General features: G+C 62.7%; 20 protein-coding genes. 12 read left to right on the top strand and 8 right to left on the bottom strand.

The features are described from left to right. Window positions 1-4: 4 nt before the first annotated feature. Window positions 5-1141: a sn-glycerol-3-phosphate ABC transporter ATP-binding protein UgpC gene (gene ugpC / locus J9892_RS09585; RefSeq protein WP_010674252.1), complete on the top strand. Its 1137-nt coding sequence runs from the start codon at window positions 5-7 to the stop codon at window positions 1139-1141. A gap of 127 nt (window positions 1142-1268) precedes the next feature. Here ugpC and ppk2 read toward each other — a convergent pair whose 3' ends face one another. Beyond that, window positions 1269-2099: a polyphosphate kinase 2 gene (ppk2, locus tag J9892_RS09580; RefSeq protein WP_010674253.1), complete on the bottom strand. Its 831-nt coding sequence runs from the start codon at window positions 2097-2099 to the stop codon at window positions 1269-1271. A 156-nt stretch (window positions 2100-2255) separates the two neighbouring features. Here ppk2 and J9892_RS09575 point away from each other — a divergent pair, with 156 nt between their 5' ends. Next, window positions 2256-3062, top strand: coding sequence for an alpha/beta fold hydrolase (locus J9892_RS09575; RefSeq protein WP_210538233.1), 807 nt, complete (start codon window positions 2256-2258; stop codon window positions 3060-3062). A gap of 66 nt (window positions 3063-3128) precedes the next feature. Here J9892_RS09575 and J9892_RS09570 read toward each other — a convergent pair whose 3' ends face one another. The 3 genes from J9892_RS09570 to J9892_RS09560 all read right to left on the bottom strand — a co-directional run bounded on the left by J9892_RS09570 (window position 3129) and on the right by J9892_RS09560 (window position 5474). Beyond that, a complete protein-coding gene (locus tag J9892_RS09570; protein WP_233735830.1) occupies window positions 3129-3938 on the bottom strand; it encodes a MipA/OmpV family protein in 810 nt (269 codons plus the stop codon). 173 nt (window positions 3939-4111) lie between these two features. Beyond that, window positions 4112-5182, bottom strand: coding sequence for an AI-2E family transporter (locus J9892_RS09565; protein ID WP_029314318.1), 1071 nt, complete (start codon window positions 5180-5182; stop codon window positions 4112-4114). A 22-nt stretch (window positions 5183-5204) separates the two neighbouring features. Next, window positions 5205-5474 (bottom strand): sulfurtransferase TusA family protein, encoded by a 270-nt coding sequence (locus tag J9892_RS09560; RefSeq protein ID WP_042880621.1) that lies wholly within the window; start codon window positions 5472-5474, stop codon window positions 5205-5207. 127 nt (window positions 5475-5601) lie between these two features. Here J9892_RS09560 and J9892_RS09555 point away from each other — a divergent pair, with 127 nt between their 5' ends. Next, on the top strand, window positions 5602-7056 hold the full coding sequence (locus J9892_RS09555) for a M48 family metalloprotease (RefSeq protein WP_223918331.1): 1455 nt from the start codon (window positions 5602-5604) through the stop codon (window positions 7054-7056). Window positions 7057-7189: 133 nt separating this feature from the next. Here J9892_RS09555 and J9892_RS09550 read toward each other — a convergent pair whose 3' ends face one another. Then, the gene (locus J9892_RS09550) at window positions 7190-7669 is read right to left on the bottom strand and encodes a TlpA disulfide reductase family protein (protein WP_210538232.1); all 480 of its coding nucleotides are present in this window, start codon (window positions 7667-7669) and stop codon (window positions 7190-7192) included. Between the two features lie 60 nt (window positions 7670-7729). Here J9892_RS09550 and arsC point away from each other — a divergent pair, with 60 nt between their 5' ends. The 3 genes from arsC to J9892_RS09535 all read left to right on the top strand — a co-directional run bounded on the left by arsC (window position 7730) and on the right by J9892_RS09535 (window position 9770). Beyond that, the gene (gene arsC / locus J9892_RS09545) at window positions 7730-8080 is read left to right on the top strand and encodes an arsenate reductase (glutaredoxin) (RefSeq protein ID WP_010674260.1); all 351 of its coding nucleotides are present in this window, start codon (window positions 7730-7732) and stop codon (window positions 8078-8080) included. Next, window positions 8077-8451 carry a DUF2069 domain-containing protein gene (locus J9892_RS09540; RefSeq protein WP_052815666.1) on the top strand — a complete coding sequence of 125 codons (375 nt, stop codon included), beginning with the start codon at window positions 8077-8079 and terminating at the stop codon, window positions 8449-8451. Before arsC ends, J9892_RS09540 begins: the two co-directional genes overlap by 4 nt. 248 nt (window positions 8452-8699) lie before the next feature. Next, window positions 8700-9770, top strand: coding sequence for a linear amide C-N hydrolase (locus J9892_RS09535; protein ID WP_210538231.1), 1071 nt, complete (start codon window positions 8700-8702; stop codon window positions 9768-9770). Window positions 9771-9809: 39 nt separating this feature from the next. Here J9892_RS09535 and J9892_RS09530 read toward each other — a convergent pair whose 3' ends face one another. Together J9892_RS09530 and J9892_RS09525 are read right to left on the bottom strand one after the other, a co-directional pair. Then, the gene (locus J9892_RS09530) at window positions 9810-10421 is read right to left on the bottom strand and encodes an ACP phosphodiesterase (RefSeq protein WP_182721810.1); all 612 of its coding nucleotides are present in this window, start codon (window positions 10419-10421) and stop codon (window positions 9810-9812) included. Further along, window positions 10418-10741, bottom strand: a complete 324-nt coding sequence (locus tag J9892_RS09525) for a hypothetical protein (protein ID WP_124813585.1) — start codon at window positions 10739-10741, stop codon at window positions 10418-10420. The genes J9892_RS09530 and J9892_RS09525 overlap by 4 nt, the downstream gene beginning before the upstream one ends. A 65-nt stretch (window positions 10742-10806) precedes the next feature. Between J9892_RS09525 and J9892_RS09520 the strand changes: the two genes are divergently transcribed. Both J9892_RS09520 and iadA read left to right on the top strand, forming a co-directional pair. Continuing rightward, a complete protein-coding gene (locus tag J9892_RS09520) occupies window positions 10807-11586 on the top strand; it encodes an ABC transporter substrate-binding protein (RefSeq protein ID WP_049637107.1) in 780 nt (259 codons plus the stop codon). 58 nt (window positions 11587-11644) lie between these two features. After that, window positions 11645-12775: a beta-aspartyl-peptidase gene (iadA, locus tag J9892_RS09515; RefSeq protein ID WP_124813583.1), complete on the top strand. Its 1131-nt coding sequence runs from the start codon at window positions 11645-11647 to the stop codon at window positions 12773-12775. A gap of 81 nt (window positions 12776-12856) precedes the next feature. Here the strand turns inward: iadA and J9892_RS09510 are convergent, their stop codons facing one another. Beyond that, the gene (locus J9892_RS09510; protein WP_210538230.1) at window positions 12857-13759 is read right to left on the bottom strand and encodes a lysine exporter LysO family protein; all 903 of its coding nucleotides are present in this window, start codon (window positions 13757-13759) and stop codon (window positions 12857-12859) included. A 532-nt stretch (window positions 13760-14291) separates the two neighbouring features. Between J9892_RS09510 and J9892_RS09505 the strand changes: the two genes are divergently transcribed. The 4 genes from J9892_RS09505 to J9892_RS09490 all read left to right on the top strand — a co-directional run bounded on the left by J9892_RS09505 (window position 14292) and on the right by J9892_RS09490 (window position 17443). Then, a complete protein-coding gene (locus J9892_RS09505) occupies window positions 14292-15062 on the top strand; it encodes an ABC transporter ATP-binding protein (RefSeq protein ID WP_010674267.1) in 771 nt (256 codons plus the stop codon). Window positions 15063-15127: 65 nt separating this feature from the next. Further along, the gene (locus J9892_RS09500; protein WP_041212797.1) at window positions 15128-15901 is read left to right on the top strand and encodes an ABC transporter substrate-binding protein; all 774 of its coding nucleotides are present in this window, start codon (window positions 15128-15130) and stop codon (window positions 15899-15901) included. A gap of 105 nt (window positions 15902-16006) precedes the next feature. Beyond that, entirely contained in the window at window positions 16007-16747 is a 741-nt protein-coding gene (locus J9892_RS09495) for an ABC transporter permease (RefSeq protein ID WP_010674269.1), read from the top strand. 3 nt (window positions 16748-16750) lie between these two features. Beyond that, entirely contained in the window at window positions 16751-17443 is a 693-nt protein-coding gene (locus J9892_RS09490; RefSeq protein ID WP_010674270.1) for an ABC transporter permease, read from the top strand. The last annotated feature ends 175 nt before the right edge of the window (window positions 17444-17618 follow it).

Raw genomic sequence — 17618 nt, 5'->3', positions numbered from 1 at the left:
CGACATGGCTGAAGTAGTACTCAACAACGTTCGCAAAAATTACGACCCGGCTGTCCACAAGGACACCCTGCGCAGCATCAACCTGGACATCAAGGAAGGGGAGTTCATCGTCTTCGTCGGCCCGTCCGGCTGCGGCAAGTCCACCCTGCTTCGGATGATCGCGGGTCTGGAAGACATCACCAGCGGCGAGCTGACCATCGGCGGGCGCTACATGAACGACGTGCCGCCGGTGGAGCGCAACGTCGGCATGGTGTTCCAGTCCTACGCCCTCTACCCGCACATGAATATCTACGAGAACATGGCTTTTGGCCTCAAGCTCAAGAAGATGGACAAGGAGAACATCCACAAGCGGGTGATGCGCGCCGCCGAGATCCTGGGTCTCGAGCCGCTGCTGGACCGCAAGCCCAAGGCCCTTTCTGGCGGTCAGCGTCAGCGGGTGGCCATCGGCCGCTCCATCGTGCAGCAGCCGCAGGTGTTCCTGTTTGACGAACCGCTGTCGAACCTCGACGCCGCCCTGCGGGTCAAGATGCGCATCGAGATCGCCAAGCTGCACAAGGAGCTCAACTCCACCATCATCTACGTGACCCACGACCAGGTGGAGGCCATGACGCTGGCCAACCGCATCGTGGTGCTGAGCCCGCTCAAGGGCGAGGCGGCCACCAACCTGGAGCAGTTCGGCACCCCCCTCGAGCTCTACCACAACCCGGACAACAAGTTCGTGGCGGGCTTCATCGGCTCCCCCAAGATGAACTTCCTGGCGGGCGAGCTGGTGGAGATCGGCGAGCAGGAGTGCGTGGTCAAGCTCACCTCCGGCGATACCGTGCGTGCCCGGGTGGATGCCCGTCGCGGCGCGGTGGGCGACAAGGTGGAGCTGGGCATTCGCCCCGAGCACCTGGTGCCGCTGGGTCATGCCCATGCCGACAGCCGCGTGAGCGGCGTGGTGCAGGTAGCCGAACACCTGGGGGCAGAATCCTTCGTCTACATGGACGTGGATGGTCACGACTTCACCGTCAAGGCGAGCTCCGACATCGACGTGGCCACCGGCCAGGAGTACAGCGTCGGCATCCCGGCCGAAGCCTGCTACCTGTTCGATGCCAAAGAGCAGGCGTTCCCGCGCACGGCCAAATATATCCGCGCCTGAGAGGGCGAGAGTGCCAGGTTTTCCTTTCTATACGTTCAATGCCTTTTGCCGGTCGCAAGACCGGCTTTTTATTGCCCGTCATCCGAAGCCCGGGTTCCGGCCAGCGGGGGCGGCTGGCCGGAACCCGTCACTGCCCGTGCTTGTCTGACTCGAGGGCGGCGGTGACGTCCGGCACGAAGTGCTGGCTGGTGAGCGGCGGGCGCTCATACCCTTCGGTCTTGATGGGAGGCAGGGTGATGGGCTCGTAGTGGATCGCCTCGTAGGGCACCTTGCCAAGGAGGTGGGAGATGCAGTTGAGGCGGGCGCGGCGCTTGTCGTCGGCGTCCACCACGAACCAGGGGCAATCCTCGGTATCCGTGTAGGTGAACATGTCATCCTTGGCGCGGGAGTATTCCACCCAGCGGGAGCGGGATTGCAGATCCATGGGGCTGAATTTCCAGCGCTTGATGGGAGTATTGATGCGCTCCTTGAAGCGTTTCTCCTGCTCTTCGTCGCTGACCGAGAACCAGTATTTGATGAGGGTGATGCCGGAGCGGATCAACATCCGCTCGAATTCGGGGCAGGCGCGCAGGAATTCGCGATACTCGTCGTCGCTGCAAAAGCCCATCACCCGTTCGACCCCGGCCCGGTTGTACCAAGAGCGGTCAAACAGCACCATCTCGCCCGCCGAGGGCAGGTGCGCCACGTAGCGCTGGAAGTACCACTGGGTGCGCTCCCGATCCGAGGGGGCGGGCAGGGCGGTGACCCGGCAGACCCGGGGGTTGAGGGGCTCGGTGATCGCCTTGATGACGCCCCCCTTGCCCGCGGCGTCGCGCCCCTCGAACAGCACCACCACTTTGAGCCCCTCCTGCTTGACCCACTCCTGCAACTTGACCAGCTCCTCCTGCAGGTGGGCGAGGTGATGTTCGTAGGTCTTCTTGTCCAGGCGGGGGCGTTTCTTGCTCTTTTCCTTGGCCATCATCCTCTCCTTGGTGACTCCTCGTTGTGAGTCTCTCCAGCTTGCACCAGGCGGGCACCCCTGCCAAGGGTGGCGTGTTACACTGCCGCCTCATCAGCCGCTGGCAACAGAAAAACAGGAAAGCCAGTTTCATCGCCGCTGGCAACAGGAGAAAACATGAAGCAGTTTATGGAGATAGCGGGCCGCCGCATGGCCTATCAGGACGAGGGGCAGGGTCCGGCACTGCTCTTTGGCCACAGCTACCTGTGGGACAGTGCCATGTGGGCACCGCAAATCGAGGCCCTTAAGGAGCATTATCGCTGCATCGTGCCCGAGCTTTGGGGTCACGGAGATTCCGATGTGCTGCCCGAGGGGCCCTGCACCCTGGCGACCCTGGCCCGGGATCACCTGGCGCTGCTCTATGCCCTCGGCATCGACGAGTGCGTGCTGGTGGGGCTCTCCATCGGTGGCATGTGGGGCGTGGAGCTGGCGCGCATGGCGCCTGCTCGCCTCAAGGGCCTGGTGCTGATGGACAGCTTCGTCGGCCTTGAACCCCAGATCACCTGCGAGCGCTATCTCGGCATGCTGGCGATGATCGAGCAGGTCGGCGCCGTGCCTGCGCCCATCGCCGATCAGGTGGCGCCGCTCTTCTTCGCCCATCAACCGGACGCGGCCCTGATGGCCGGTTTCAAGGCCCGGCTGGCCCAATGGCCCGCCGACAAGGTGGCGAGCCTGGTGGCGGTGGGGCGCAGCTTCGTGACCCGGGAGGATCGCATCGACTGGCTCGAAGAGATGAGGCTGCCCGCACTGGTGATGACGGGGTGCGAGGACAAGGCTCGCCCTGTGCTGGAGGGGTATCTGATGGCCGAGGTGCTGGGGTGCCCGTTCAGGGAGATCCCGGGGGCTGGTCACATCTCGACCTTGGAGAACCCCGCGTTCATCAACCAGGCGCTCGCCGAATTTCTCGCCGAAGTGGCAGGGTGACGCTGCGCCGGATAGCCGTAAAAAAGGAGCCATGGGCTCCTTTTTTGTTGTCCAGTCCGGATGGGGCTACCAGATGTAGCCCACCCCGAAGCCTGCATAGAGTTCTCCCTGATGCTGGACGATGGGGCTGTCCGCAATGTCATCGTCGTAGCGCTCGTAGTTGATGCCAAAGCCGCCAATCCAGTTGGCGCTGAAGCGATAGCTGCCGATGAGGGAGACCATGGGGGAGAGGGTGGTGCCCGTGTTCCACGCCGGCCTGTCCGCCCTCGCTTCGTCTTGCGAGACACCGCCGAAGTAGTAGTTGGCGAGGTTGTGGCTGCGCAGCATCACGCCGGCTCCCGGCATCAGCAGCAGGGGGCCGCGGATGATGGGGAAGTTGGCCCACAGCATCAGCTCCTGACCGTTGCTGGTACCGGTCACATCCGTGGTGGCCCGCACGCTCCAGAGGGCGTAGGGAGTGATGAGATCGGCTCCAACACCGGCCTCGAACTGCCCCTTGCGCTTCTCCATGCCATGGAGGAAGGGATCGTCGTCCGGGTCCAGGTTGCCAAAGCGCATCCGGCCGAAGGCATAGGTCGAGAGGTTGCCATCCCGACTCAGGTAGTAGCGGGCCCGATCCCCCAGATACATCAGGTTGTCACCAAAATAGAGGGCCCCCGGGATGGGCATCAGGGTATCGTCCTGGTGCTGGTAACGGGCCTGACCGCCGATGACGGCCCCGCCCAGCACCAGCCCCTTGGGAATGGTGCTGTCAGGGCTGTCGCTGGAGAAGGCGCTGAGGGCCCCGATATCGAGGTCTGCCCGGACGGGAGAACAGAACAGCAGTGCCAGAAAGGCACCCAGAGAGGCATGGCGCAGGGCAGGGACTGGGGACATGACAGATCCTTGTCGGTGGGTGGGCGTGGGAACGAATCAGACCGGCGTAGCAAGTCAAACGGATGTCGGTTTTCAATTAAACCCGACAAGGCAAGCATGAGCCAGCGTCACGGAGGTGCTGCTAGTGGCCGGTATCTGGAAGGGGCGAGACCCGGCCTCGCCCCTTGCCAGGGTCAGGGGGCGGGGCGGGGGAGATCTTCCCGCTTGGGCCAGGCATTGAGCACCGCTTTGACCAGGGTGGCGAGGGGAATGGCGAAGAAGACGCCCCAAAAGCCCCACAGACCGCCAAACACCAGCACGGCGATGATGATGGCCACCGGGTGCAGGTTGACCGCCTCGGAGAAGAGCAGGGGGACCAGCAGGTTGCCGTCGAGGGCCTGGATCACGAAATAGGCCACCATCAGCCAGGCGAAGTCGGGGGTCAGCCCCCACTGGAACAGGGCCACCATGGCCACCGGCACGGTCACCGCGGCGGCACCGATATAGGGGATGAGCACGGAGAAGCCCACCGCGACCGCCAGCAGGGCGGAGTAGCGCAATCCCATCAGGGCGAAGGGCACATAGGTGGCGATGCCGACGATGACGATCTCGATCACCTTGCCGCGGATGTAGTTGATGATCTGGTCGTTCATCTCCACCCAGACCCGGTTCACCAGGGTGCGGTTGCGGGGCAGGAAGCGGCGCAGGCCTCCCATCAGCACCTGTTTGTCCTTGAGCATGAAGAAGACCATCAGGGGCACCAGGATGGCGTAGATGAGGATGGCCACCACGTTGATGAGGGAGCTCAAAGAGGCGCTCACCAGTTGTTCGCCGCCGGTCAGGATGCGCTGGCGAATGTTGTCGATGATGGTTTCCACCAGGCTGACGTCGATGATCTCGGGGTATTTTTCCGGCAGGGTGCGGACATAGTCCTGGGCATGGGCCAGCATGGCGGGGGCCTCCTTGGCCAGGTTGACCCCCTGGCTCACCAGCGTCGGGATGAGGCCCAGCAGCATCAGGGTCGTCACCGTGATGAACAACAGCAGGACCAGGCTGGTAGCGACGGTGCGAGAAAGGCCGCCTCGTTGCAGGCGACTCACCGGCCACTCCAGCAGATAGGCCATCACCAGGGCCACCAGCAGCGGTGCCAGCAGATCCCCAAACAGCCAGAGCACGGCAAAGCAGAAGACCAGCAGCAGGAAGAGGGTGACGGCATCGGGGTCGGAAAAACGGGTCTGATACCAGCGCTTCAATACATCTAACATCGAGGCTTCCTTGAATGGCGGCTCACGGGGTGGGTGGCATGGGCTCGGGGGCGAGCAGGGCGTCCCGAGGGGGACGGGCAACGACGAGCAGCAGGGAGAGGCGGGCAGCTGACTCTTCCCGGGTCTGGACATGGTGACCCTGACGGCGCAGATAGGCGGGAATGTCCTGCCGGGAGCCTGCATCCCCGAGCTGGATGCACACGGATTGACCGGGCCGGGCCTGGCGCAACCAGAGCTTGAGCCGGATGAGGGGCTCGGGACAACGCCAAGGGGTCAGGTCGAGCTGTTCCATGAGAACTCCATCTCGTGCGTGGCGGTCATTATGGCCGTGATGAGAGGATGAAACAACGCTTGTGGGCCTTGAATGGCAAGGGTATTCTGCCGATGCCCGCTGGGGTCTGATTGGAGATAGAGATAACGTGGCACGTTTTTCCCCCCTGATAGCATCGCTTCCCCTGTTGGTCACCCTGATGGGGGCGACCTTCCACGCCCAGGGGAGCAACCAGTTGCCCGACATCGGTACCGCCGGGGTCGCCGCACTGCCCATCGAGCAGGAGGTGCGCTATGGCAACGCCTTCATGCGTTTTGCCCGGGCGGGCCTGCCCATCATCGATGACCCCGTGCTCAACGAATACATCGACGATCTGGGCCAGCGGCTGCTGACCAATGCCGACGGGGTGCGCTTCCCGTTCACCTTCTTCCTCATCAACGATCCCAGCATCAACGCGGCGGCCTTCCTCGGTGGCCGGGTCAAGGTGCACACCGGCCTCTTCCTTTACGCCGAGAGCGAGAGCGAGCTGGCCTCGGTACTGGCCCACGAAATCACCCACGTGACCCAGCGTCACATCGCCCGTTACATGGAGGCACAGGCGAGCAGCTCCGCCATGACCCTGGCCGGCCTGGTGGGCTCCATTGCACTCGCGGTGATCAACCCCACCGCTGGCATCGCGGCCTTGCAGACCACGCTTGGTTTGTCGATGCAGTCGGCCATCAACTACACCCGGGACAACGAATACGAGGCGGATCGCATCGGCATGAAGACGCTGTATGACGCCGGGTTCGATCCCATGGGCATGGCCAACTTCTTCCAGAAGCTGGCGGCGGAGTACCGCTATGCCAGCAAGCCGCCGGAGATGCTGCTGACTCACCCCCTGCCGGAGACCCGGATCAGCGAAGCCCGTGCCCGGGCCGGGAGCTATGGCGCGCGCGCCCTGCCGCCGAGCCTGGACTTCTGGCTGGCCAAGGTGCGCATCCAGGTGCGCTATGGCACCGAGACGCCCCAGGCGCTGCTCACCTACTTCGACAGCCGCCTGCAGAAGGGGGATTACCCCCTCAAGGATGCCGCCATCTATGGCAAGGCGCTGGCCCTGTTGCAGCTCAAGCGCACCGACGAGGCCGACACCCTGATGCAGGAGCTGGCGACTCGTCACCCGGAGGATCTCTTCGTGGTGGATGCCCTGACCGACATCGATCTCGCCAAGGGGCGCAGCGCCCAGGCCATCGCCAGACTGGAGCGCTTCCGCACCCGGATGCCGGACAACGAGGTGGTGGTGGTGAACCTCGGCAACGCCTATCTGGAGGGGGGCAACTACAAGAAGTCCATCGCCATCCTGGACCCTTATGCCCGGGAGCACGACGAGAACAGCCTGGCCTGGAGCCTGCTGTCGGACGCCTACCGCAAGGCGGGCAGAATGACGGACCTGCACATGGCGCGGGCTGAGACCCTCTCCCTGCGCGGGGACTACCAGGCGGCCATCGACGAACTGATCGTGGCCCGGGGCACCACCAGCGACAAGCTGACCCTGGCCCGCATCGAGGCGCGCATCACCCAGCTGGAGCGGGCCAAGAAGGATCTGGACAGCCTCAAGGGCTGAGGCCGGAGCGGGTTGATGGCAGGCGGGGTGCTCCTTTGGGGGCACCCCGCCTTGTTTTGCAGGCTAAAATAGGGCCTTTCATCGGTTTCAACGCATCTTGATGATGAAGACATGAATGTGATAGATGGCTCTGCTATGGGGCGCTCGCTAGGCGGCGTTTTATCTCGCCTATCTTCTGCTCGTCCAGCTCCCCCACCAGGGTCTCCAGCAGCGTGCCCCTGGCATCGAGCAGATAGCTGGTGGGCAGCGCCCCGGGCCTTGGGAACGGGAGGCGGGCGTCGTCATCCGGGATCATCAGGGGAACCCTGATGGCGTGGCGCCGTGCTAGCTCGGTCAGTTCGGTGGGGGAGGCGGGGTCATAGTTGATGGCGATCACCCGGATCTGGCCTTCCTGGTGCAATGTTGCCAGCAGGGGCATCTCCCGCAGGCAGGGGGCGCACCAGGGAGCGAAGTAGTTGACCAGCAGCGGTTTGCCACCGAGATCCGCGAGGCTGACCTTCTTTCCCGCGCCGTCGGTGAAGTCGGGTGCCGGGCTGCAGGCCCCCAGCAGGGTTGCCACAATCAGCCAACAGATCCGTTTCATTTCCATAGCCTTCCTGCTTACCCTGACCATCCGTTTCCCCTACAATAGCGCCATTTCTTGTCCCATCTTGCGATTAATCAGGGAGTTATCATGAGCGAGACCCAAATCTACCACAATCCGCGCTGCTCCAAGAGCCGTGAAACCCTGGCCTTGCTGGAACAGCACGGGGTCGCCCCCGAGGTGGTGCTCTATCTGGAGCAGGCCCCGAGCGAGGCACAGATCCGCACCCTCCTGAGTCAGCTTGGCTTCACGGATCCCCGACAGCTGATGCGCACCAAGGAAGATCTCTACAAGGAGCTGGGGCTCGGCGAGGTGAGCGGCGATGATCTCATTCGTGCCATGCACCAGCACCCCAAGCTCATCGAGCGCCCCATCGTCATCAAGAACGGGCAGGCCCGCATCGGTCGTCCGCCCGAGCAGGTGCTGGAGATCCTCAAGTGAGCACCCGCTTCGCTCGCCTGCTGACCCTGGCCGGTTTTTTCGGCCTGCTGGCCTGGGTGCTGCTCTGGCACCTCTGGCTCTCGCCCCACCCGGATCTCGCCCCCTGGCTGTTGCCGGTGATCTGGACGGTGCCGCTGCTCTTCCCCCTCAAGGGCATAGTGCAGGGCAATCCCTACACCCACGCCTGGGGCAACTTCGTGCTGATGCCCTACTTCCTGCACGCCCTGACCCTGATCACCACGGATGAGGGGGAGCGGTGGCTGGCGGTGGTGGAGCTGGTGCTCACCACCCTGGCGTTTGTGGGCACCATCTATTATGCCCGCCTGCGCGGCCGCGAGCTGGGGCTGAGTATCCGCAAGAAGAAAGATTGAGCGCCTCCCTGTCCGCCTGCTGGCGGGCAGGGAATGTGTCTGAAACCGACGCAAGCCAGCGAATGGCATCTGGCGGTATCGCCCCGAAGTGGCTTGCTTATCTCCTTGATTAATTTATGGATATTGATCGCTGATTGGCAGGGAAGCGCCTCTGTTGACAGATCTGCCACCCGGCTTGCCAGCCTCAGTCAGCCCCTGTTATGCAAAAAGGGGTATGCTTGTGTTTTCAACAGACTCGAGTGATCCATATGACAATCCTGCGTTCCCCCCTGTTGCACAAGACCCTGCTGGCCCTGACCGTCTCCCTCTCCGTCAGTTCCCTCGCCGATGCCTGTACCCGCGCCGTCTATCAGGGGGAGGGAGCGCTGGTGGTGACCGGTCGTACCATGGACTGGCGCAGCGCCATGCCGACCAATCTCTGGGCGCTGCCCCGTGGCATCGCGCGGGAAGGGGAGGCCGGCGCGCACTCCATGACGTGGACGTCGCGCTACGGCTCCGTGGTGGCGGCAGGCTTCGATGCAGGCACCGCCGACGGCATGAACGAGAAGGGGCTGGTGGCCAACCTGCTCTATCTGACCGAGTCCGAGTATGTGACCCCGAGCGACAAGGATCCGCGCAAGACTCTCTCCATCTCGCTCTGGGCCCAGTACGCGCTGGACAACTTCGCCACCGTGGCCGAGGCGGTCGAGGCCCTGTCGAAGGAGGAGTTCTATGTGGTGACCACCCTGACCCCGGATGGCAAGCCGGGCCAGCTGCACCTCTCCCTCTCCGATGCGAGCGGCGATTCCGCCATCTTCCAGTACGTGGGGGACAAGCTGCAGATCTACCACGACCGCAGCTATCAGGTGATGACCAACTCGCCGACCTTTGACAAGCAACTGGCTCTCAACGACTACTGGGAGGAGATTGGCGGTCTCACCATGCTGCCCGGCACCAACCGCTCGGCGGATCGTTTTGCCCGCGCCTCCTTCTATATCAAGACCCTGCCAAAGACCGACCAGGCCAACGAGGCGGTGGCCGGGGTGATGAGCGTGATGCGCAATGTCTCGGTACCCATGGGGATCAGCACCCCGGATCAGCCCAACATCTCCACCACCCTGTGGCGCAGCGTGGCGGATCAGCAGCATCGCCGCTATTTCTTCGAGCTGACCCATCTGCCCAACACCTTCTGGGTGAGCATGGACAAGCTGGATCTCGCCGCGGGGGCCCCGGTGCGCAAGTTGCCCCTGACCGAGCAGCAGCTCTATGCGGGGGAGACGGCGGAGAAATTCGTCCCGGCCAAGGCGTTTCGCTTCCTGCCGGCCAGCCCCAAGGCCTGAGCGTTCCCCCGATGACAACGCCCCGCTCGGGGCGTTTTTTTATGGTGGGGATGAGGTGGCCGTGCGGTGGGCGGCGATCTGCGCCTCGCAAAAGCGCATCAGCTCCGGGTAGAAGTGCAGGAAGGCGTGCTCGGCCTCGATCCAGCGAGCCTGATCCAGGGCGTGGAGCGCCTCCCCGAGCGGTACGGGGCGGCGCAGCCGACGACCGATGCCGTTGAGGGCCGCTCCCACCCCTTCCCGGTACTGGTAGGAGGCCAGCCAGTCCTGCTCGGCCATGCGCCGCAGGGCCATCGGCAGGCCCTGTGGCAGGCTGTGATGATCCAGGAGAAGCTGACCATAGCTCTGCGCCAGAAAGCGGGGCAGGGGGGCTGCGCTGAACCTCTGCCAGTGCTGGCTGAGCCAGTGATCGTAGAGCATGTCCACCACAATGCCGCCGAAGCGGCGCCAGGGGGGGGCGAAGCTCGCCACGGTGGCCCGATGGGCCGGGTGGGCATCGGTGAAGGCGTCTATCTTGCGGTGCAGCCAGATCCCCTCGTCGAAGTGGTCAGCCAGACCCGTCGGCAGCGGGCCCTTGATGAAGTCCCCCAGCAGGTTGCCGGTGAGGGAGCTGCCGGTATGGGCCGCCAGATGGAGGTGGGCGAGAAAATTCATGGGATGGGGCTCGCGTGCCTGGGCGTGAACGGGTGATCCGAGCCTAACGAATCGTGGCCGGATTGACCATGGGCAGGATGTTTCATCCCCAAGTCCCCTTGCCGGACAAATTTGAGGCGTGGTAAGGTGCTTGCCATCTTTGTCACAGGACGCGACAAATCACCATGATGCGCAAAGCCAGAGGCTTTTTTCTGGCCTTCTACTTCAAGCCTTTCTATCTCTCCGAGTGGTTCGACGAATAGGTCGAGGCCCCGGAGCAGTTCATTGACGCCCATGGCGGCGTAATCCCGCTCATCTGCAATTTGCCGTTTGTTGGCCATCGCTTGCCCGCGCCTGCGATGCCTTGACCGCGCCTGTGCGCTTTTTATGTAATGGAGTACTCACGATGAAGACCACACTGACCCTGTCAGCCCTTGTTGCTGCCTGTCTGCTCGCCGCCCCCGTCACCGCCAAGGAGTGGAAGACGGTACGCTTTGGCGTGGAGGGGGCCTATCCACCCTTCTCATGGACCGATGCGTCCGGAGAGATCAAGGGATTTGACATCGATCTTGCCAACGCCCTGTGCCAGCAGATGGCCGTCAGGTGCGAACTGGTGGCCCAGGATTGGGACGGCATGATCCCGGCCCTGCTGTCGCGCAAGTACGACGCCATCATCGCCGCCATGTCGATCACCGACGAGCGGCGCAAGAAGGTCGACTTCACCGAGAAATATGCCCACATTCCCAACCGCTTCGTGGCGGCCAGGGGCACCGAACTGACGCTGACGCCGGAAGGGATGGCGGGCAAGCGCATCGGCGTGCAGCGGGCCACCACCCACGACAAGTACCTGACCGACAACTTCGGCTCCAGCGTCACCATAGTGCGTTACGGCAGTGCCGATGAAGCCTACCTCGACCTGAAGGCGGGACGGGTGCTGGCCCTGCTGGCAGACGCCTCGGCCATCGAACAGGGGTTGCTTGGCAAGGAAGGGGGCGACAAGTTCGACTATGTGGGGCCGGCCCTGACCGACCGTCAATGGTTTGGCGACGGCATGGGGATCGCGGTGCGCAAGGGGGATCAGGATCTCAGGGCCAGGCTGAACGACGCCATCAAGGCCCTGCGCGCCAACGGCAAGTATCAGGAGATCAACCGGAAGTACTTCAAGTACGATATCTATGGCGGTTGATGGGTAACAGTCGGAGGGAGCCTGCTCCCTCCTTTTTCATGCAGCAAGGAGAGACCCCATGTTGACCCTGATCGAGGGTGCGCAGATCCATAGTCCGGCCCCGCTCGGCCAGCAGGATCTGCTGGTGACGGATGGCCGCATCGCCTGGATGGGTAAGGGGCTGACGGTTCCGGTCGACTGGCCACTGACGCGGGTGGACGCTGGCGGCCGCTATCTGGTGCCTGGACTGGTGGACCCGCTCGCCCATATCACGGGGGGCGGCGGCGAGGGAGGCTTCGGCTTTCGCACGCCGGAGCTCTCGGCAAGGGAAGCTCTGGCGGCGGGGGTTACCACGCTCGTGGCGGCGCTCGGCACCGACAGCCTGACCCGCAGCCCGGCCCAGGTGCTGGGGAAGGTGCGCGAGTTTCGCGCCGCCGGGGTGAGCGCCTTCATGTACACCGGCTCCTACCACCTGCCGGTCAAGACCCTCACCGGCACGGTGGAGTCGGACATCATGCTGATCCCCGAGGTGCTGGGGGTGGGGGAGGTGGCCATCAGCGATCACAGGTCCAGCGCCCCCACCCACGACGAGCTGGCGCGGCTGGCGAGCGAGGCGCGGGTGGCCGGGCTGTTGTCGGGTAAAAGTGGCGTCAGCTTCTTTCACCTGGGGGATGGCCGCGGGGCGCTGGCGCCCCTGCGGGCGTTGCGGGACGGCACCGACATCCCGCAACGCCAGCTCTACCCCACCCACTGCAACCGCAACCCCTGGCTCTTTGCCGAGGCCATCGAGTGGGGTCGGGCAGGCGGCTGGGTCGACCTCACCACGTCGAGCTTCCCGGATCTGCTGGATGACGGGGAGCGGCTCGCGGCCGACGCCCTGGTGGCGTTGCTGGCGGCGGGCGTGCCCGTGGATCGCATCAGCTTCAGCTCGGATGCCAACGCCAGTCTGCCGCGCTTTGACGGCGAGGGGCGTCTCATCGAGCTGCGCTGTGGCCAGATAGGGAGCCTGTGGCAGGAGGTGGTGGCGGCCTGCGGCAAGGGGGTGGCGCTGGAGACGGCACTGGCGGTAGTGACGGCCAATCCGGCCAGGGCGCTGGGGCTGGCGACCAAGGGCACGCTGGCGGTGGGGCAGGATGCGGATCTGCTGCTGATCGACCCTGATACGTTCGCCATCGAGCGGGTGATGAGTGGGGGCCGGTGGCGCACCTGAATACCGGCGTCTGTCATCCAGCCCGCTCAGTTCATCAAAAAAATCCCGGCAGCAGTGCCGGGCTTTGTCGTGCCATGGGGTTCAGATGGCCAGGAACCCCAGAATCAGAATGGGGCCGAGCAGGCTCAGGATAAAGCCGGAGACGATGGCCACCGGCACCACCTGGATGCCGCCGGATTTCTGGATGACAGGCAGGGTGAAGTCCAGCGCCGTGGCGCCGCCGTAGCCGATGGCGGCGCTGGGGTGGCGGCGCATCAGCACCGGGATGATGAGGATGGCGATAAGCTCGCGCCCCAGATCGTTGATGAAGGCGGCGGAGCCCAGCACCGGGCCCAGCTTGTCCGCTACCAGGATGCCGGAGAGCGAATACCAGCCAAAACTGGAGCTCATCGCGAGGCCATGGGCAAAGGGCATGCCGAGCAGCTGGGCGGCCAGCAGGCTGCCGAGCCAGCTGCTGAGGATGACGGTGAGCGCGATCTTCATGCCCCAGGGGTTGAGCAGGATCTGGCGCAGGCGCATGCCGGAGTTGCGCATCTGGATGCCGATGAGCAAGAGCAGCAGCATCAGGGCCCACTCGCTCAACTTGTCGATGGGCAGGGCACGCATGTCCACCACCAGCCCCAGCAAGACGCCCCCCAGCACCACGAAACAGAGTTGGAGGGATTCCCATAACAGGTGCAGCTTGCTCGGCATCTTGCCGTCACTGGCCTCGTGGGTGGGGGGGCTGCGCTTGTCCAGCCACCACAGGGCCAGCAGGTTGCAGAGGGTAATGGCTGCGAGCATCACCCCTGCCACCTTGAAGATCACTGCCAGGTTGCTGCCCAGGTTCTCCACATAGGCCAGCCCCAGCCCCATCAGGAACAGGATGAAGTAGACCATCTTGCCCAGGGACTGGTTGACCAGTTTGATCAGACGGGCGGAAGAGAGGGGAACCAGATAGCCGATCACGAGCGGCAGCAGGATCAGCAACACATTGAGCAACATCGGGGCCTCGATCACAAAACGTGGAAAAACGGCACCTTATCACGACTTGTTGCACCTGTGTCACGGATCTGTGCATCAGCATGGCCCATACGGGACTTTTTTATCATATTGTTGTGTTTTTTGATGACAGTCAGCTGTGCACGCAAACAGAGAAAGAGGGGCACATCACCTGAAAAATCAATTTCATCCCCATGAAATGACGAGAGAAGGGGAATCTGCCTGGGTGAATAAAGTCCTTTTGGGTGACATCTGGCGGATATGGTGAAATATGCTTGCTACCAGTGCGCTGCGGGTATAAAAGAGCGGTAGGGAAGGTGCGACAAAAAATGGATTTTATGCAGACAAAGTGCTGAAAAATACTCAATAGGCCAATAAAAATACAGATAAAACACCAAATACCTCGGTTCTGTATTGTTTTTTCACTACCTCAATGATATTTTCGCTGAAGGTTGCCATCGGTTAACGTTTTGTTAAATGGACGATGGTGGAGTCACGCCGAAGCGGCGTCTAGGGACAGACAAGGTTGTAATGGATGAGCGACGTTGCCGCACTGGAAGTTCGTGATCTGCACAAGTATTTTGGCACCCACGAAGTGCTCAAGGGCATCGATATGACGGCCCACAAGGGGGATGTGATCTCCCTCATCGGCTCCTCGGGTTCGGGGAAGTCGACCTTTCTACGCTGTATCAATCTGCTTGAAACCCCCTCATCGGGCAGCGTCTCCCTCCACGGGGAGCTGATCCGGATGAAAACCAGCCGTTCCGGCGAACGCCTGCCGGAAGACATGCGCCAGGTGGAGCGCATCCGCAGCCGACTGGCCATGGTGTTTCAAAGCTTCAATCTCTGGTCCCACATGACCATCATGCAGAACATCATCGAAGTGCCCATCCAGGTGCTCAAGGTGCCCCGTGCCGAGGCCATCGCCAAGGCGGAGCATCTGCTCAACCGGGTGGGGCTGTGGGAGCGTCGCGACTATTATCCCGGTCACCTCTCCGGCGGCCAGCAGCAGCGGGCCGCCATCGCCCGGGCGCTGGCGGTGGAACCCGAGGTGATGCTGTTTGACGAGCCTACCTCGGCCCTCGACCCTGAACTGGTGGGGGAGGTCCTTGGCCTGATGCGCGAGCTGGCGGAAGAGGGGCGTACCATGATGGTGGTGACCCACGAGATGTCCTTCGCCCGCGACGTGTCGAACAAGGTGATGTTCCTGCACCAGGGGCGCGTGGAGGAGGAGGGCAATCCCAAGGAGATCTTCGCCCATCCCAAGTCGGAGCGATTCAAGCAATTCATCTCGTCCATCTATTGATGGAAGGGATTCAATTTAAACCATCCGTACTTTCAACGATCGACGTGTTTATCAAGGAGAGATACATGAACAAGCTGATGCTGGCGACTGCCGTGATGACGGCCCTGTGTTCCGGTAGCCTGATGGCCAAGGAGTGGAAAGAGGTCCGGATCGGGGTGGAAGGGGCCTATCCCCCCTTCTCCTGGACCGAGCCGAGCGGCGAGGTGAAAGGCTTCGACATCGACATCGCCAACGCCCTGTGCGACGAGATGAAAGTGAAGTGCACCCTGATCAAGCAGGACTGGGACGGCATCATTCCGGCGCTGCTGTCGCGCAAGTATGACGCCATCATCGCCACCATGGACATCACCGAAGAGCGCAAGAAGAAGGTGGACTTCACCCAGAAGTACCAGCACATCCCGGCGCGCTTCGCCGCCAAGAAAGGGACCGAGATCCAGCTCGACAAGGCCTTCATGGACGGCAAGACCATCGCCGTGCAGCGTGCCACCTCCATGGATACCTACATCACCGACAACTTCCCCAACGCCACCATCAAGCGCTACGGCACTGCGGATGAAGCCTACCTCGATCTGAAATCCGGCCGTGTCGACTACGTGATGGCCGACTCCGCCGCCATCAGCGACGGCCTGCTGAAGAAGGAAGGGGGCGATGCCTTCGAGTTCATCGGCCCGAAACTGACCGATCCCAAGTGGTTTGGCGAGGGGGCCGGCATCGCGGTGCGCAAGGCTGACAAGGATCTGAAAGAGAAATTCAATGCCGCCATCCTGGCCCTGCGTGCCAATGGCAAGTACAAGGAAATCAACGACAAGTACTTCGACTTCGACGTGTACGGCGAGTAAGCCGACGTCAGGCGAACAACGACAGGTTGATCCCGTCAGTAGTCATCGGGCCCGTTGCCTTCCGCTGGGAGTGACGGGCCCGATTGCGATGGAGCTGCATTGCATATGTTTGATTTGAAAGGATACGAAACCTCTCTGCTGGAGGGGGCCTGGATCACCCTGGAGGTGGCGCTCGCCTCCCTGCTGCTGGCCCTGGTGCTCGGCATGCTGGGGGCCCTGGCCAAGCTCTCTCCCTACAAGTGGGCACGCGGCATCGCGGCGGCCTACACCACCGTCATTCGCGGCATCCCGGATCTGGTGCTGATGATGCTGCTCTTCTTCGGCGGCCAGGTGCTCATCAACGGGATCTGCACCTGGGTCAACGAGGCCTACAACAACCACCTGCTGGCGAGCAACCCGAATCAGGAGTGGGTCTCCCTGCTGCCCGATTACATCGACATCAGCCCGTTTGCGGCCGGGGTCGCCACCATCGGCTTCATCTTCGGTGCCTACATGACCGAGACCTTCCGCGGCGCCATCCTGGCGGTGGACAAGGGGGAGCTCGAGGCGGCCCGTGCCTTCGGTATGCGGGCAAGCCAGGTCTTTGTGCGGATCCTCTTTCCCCAGATGATGCGCCACGCCCTGCCCGGGTTTGGCAACAACTGGCTGGTGCTGCTGAAAACCACTGCCCTGGTCTCCATCATCGGGCTCGATGACATGGTGCGAAAGGCGTCGCTCGCGGCGGGCTCGACCCAGCAGCCTTTCACCTTCTACATGGCGGTGGCGCTGATCTTCCTGGTCTTCACCGCAGTCTCTACCTCGGCGCTCAAGTGGGCCGAGCGTCACTACGCCATCAAGACGAGGTAAGCCATGGATTTCTCGATCATTCTCAAGGAGTGGCCCACCTACTGGGAGGGTCTCTATACCACCATCTGGCTGGTGGCCGCCTCGCTCATGCTGGGGCTCATGCTGGCGGTGCCCATGGGCATACTGCGCAACAGCCGCAACTGGTTGATAAAGGGGCCAATCTGGGCCTATATCTACTTCTTCCGTGGCACCCCGCTTCTGGTGCAGCTTTTCATCATCTACTACGGTGCCGCCCAGTGGGAGTGGCTCAAGAACAGTGCGGCCTGGTCCCTCTTCTCGGAAGCCTGGTTCTGTGCCCTGCTGGCGTTCACTCTCAACACCGGTGCCTACACCGCCGAGATAGTGCGTGGCGCCGTGATGAACATGCCCAAGGGGCAGATAGAAGCGGCAAGCGCCTTCGGCATGACCCGCTGGCAGACCCTCACCCGCATCATCCTGCCCAACTCGTTTCGCCGTGCGCTGCCGGCCTACAGCAACGAGGTGATCTTCATGCTGCAGGGGTCGGCGGTGGCGGGCATCATCACCATCGTCGATCTGACGGGGGCCGCGCGGATCATCAACTCCCGCTACTACAGCCCGTTCGAGGCGTTCCTGACCGCAGGTCTGCTCTACATGCTGCTCACCTTCGTCATCGTCTGGTTGTTCAAGAAGTGGGAAGCCCGCTGGCATGCCCACCTGCGTCCGCGCAGCGTCTGACTGCCAGCAGAGAAAAAGCCCGCAACTGCGGGCTTTTTTTTGGTTCTTCGCGGGATCTTGGGGAAGTGGAAGTTGACAGACAGGGTGCTGGTAAACTGGCTGTCTCCAAACACACCACCACCATCACCCTGCTGTCGCCGTGCATCATATTGATATTGCCTCCTTCTGGCCAGGT

Origin of the sequence: Aeromonas sp. Prich7-2 (genome assembly GCF_017939255.1) — a bacterium.
Classification (GTDB): Bacteria; Pseudomonadota; Gammaproteobacteria; order Enterobacterales; family Aeromonadaceae; genus Aeromonas; species Aeromonas caviae.
This window is presented reverse-complemented; position numbering and strand designations above follow the sequence as displayed.

What these genes read in the sequence shown, in the direction of transcription:
- ugpC (WP_010674252.1), top strand. Translation starts at nt 5, where the DNA reads ATGGCTGAAGTAGTACTCAACAACGTTCGCAAAAATTACGACCCGGCT.
- ppk2 (WP_010674253.1), bottom strand. Translation starts at nt 2,099, where the DNA reads ATGGCCAAGGAAAAGAGCAAGAAACGCCCCCGCCTGGACAAGAAGACC.
- J9892_RS09575 (WP_210538233.1), top strand. Translation starts at nt 2,256, where the DNA reads ATGAAGCAGTTTATGGAGATAGCGGGCCGCCGCATGGCCTATCAGGAC.
- J9892_RS09570 (WP_233735830.1), bottom strand. Translation starts at nt 3,938, where the DNA reads ATGTCCCCAGTCCCTGCCCTGCGCCATGCCTCTCTGGGTGCCTTTCTG.
- J9892_RS09565 (WP_029314318.1), bottom strand. Translation starts at nt 5,182, where the DNA reads ATGTTAGATGTATTGAAGCGCTGGTATCAGACCCGTTTTTCCGACCCC.
- J9892_RS09560 (WP_042880621.1), bottom strand. Translation starts at nt 5,474, where the DNA reads ATGGAACAGCTCGACCTGACCCCTTGGCGTTGTCCCGAGCCCCTCATC.
- J9892_RS09550 (WP_210538232.1), bottom strand. Translation starts at nt 7,669, where the DNA reads ATGGTCAGGGTAAGCAGGAAGGCTATGGAAATGAAACGGATCTGTTGG.
- arsC (WP_010674260.1), top strand. Translation starts at nt 7,730, where the DNA reads ATGAGCGAGACCCAAATCTACCACAATCCGCGCTGCTCCAAGAGCCGT.
- J9892_RS09535 (WP_210538231.1), top strand. Translation starts at nt 8,700, where the DNA reads ATGACAATCCTGCGTTCCCCCCTGTTGCACAAGACCCTGCTGGCCCTG.
- J9892_RS09530 (WP_182721810.1), bottom strand. Translation starts at nt 10,421, where the DNA reads ATGAATTTTCTCGCCCACCTCCATCTGGCGGCCCATACCGGCAGCTCC.
- J9892_RS09525 (WP_124813585.1), bottom strand. Translation starts at nt 10,741, where the DNA reads ATGGCCAACAAACGGCAAATTGCAGATGAGCGGGATTACGCCGCCATG.
- J9892_RS09520 (WP_049637107.1), top strand. Translation starts at nt 10,807, where the DNA reads ATGAAGACCACACTGACCCTGTCAGCCCTTGTTGCTGCCTGTCTGCTC.
- iadA (WP_124813583.1), top strand. Translation starts at nt 11,645, where the DNA reads ATGTTGACCCTGATCGAGGGTGCGCAGATCCATAGTCCGGCCCCGCTC.
- J9892_RS09510 (WP_210538230.1), bottom strand. Translation starts at nt 13,759, where the DNA reads ATGTTGCTCAATGTGTTGCTGATCCTGCTGCCGCTCGTGATCGGCTAT.
- J9892_RS09505 (WP_010674267.1), top strand. Translation starts at nt 14,292, where the DNA reads ATGAGCGACGTTGCCGCACTGGAAGTTCGTGATCTGCACAAGTATTTT.
- J9892_RS09500 (WP_041212797.1), top strand. Translation starts at nt 15,128, where the DNA reads ATGAACAAGCTGATGCTGGCGACTGCCGTGATGACGGCCCTGTGTTCC.
- J9892_RS09495 (WP_010674269.1), top strand. Translation starts at nt 16,007, where the DNA reads ATGTTTGATTTGAAAGGATACGAAACCTCTCTGCTGGAGGGGGCCTGG.
- J9892_RS09490 (WP_010674270.1), top strand. Translation starts at nt 16,751, where the DNA reads ATGGATTTCTCGATCATTCTCAAGGAGTGGCCCACCTACTGGGAGGGT.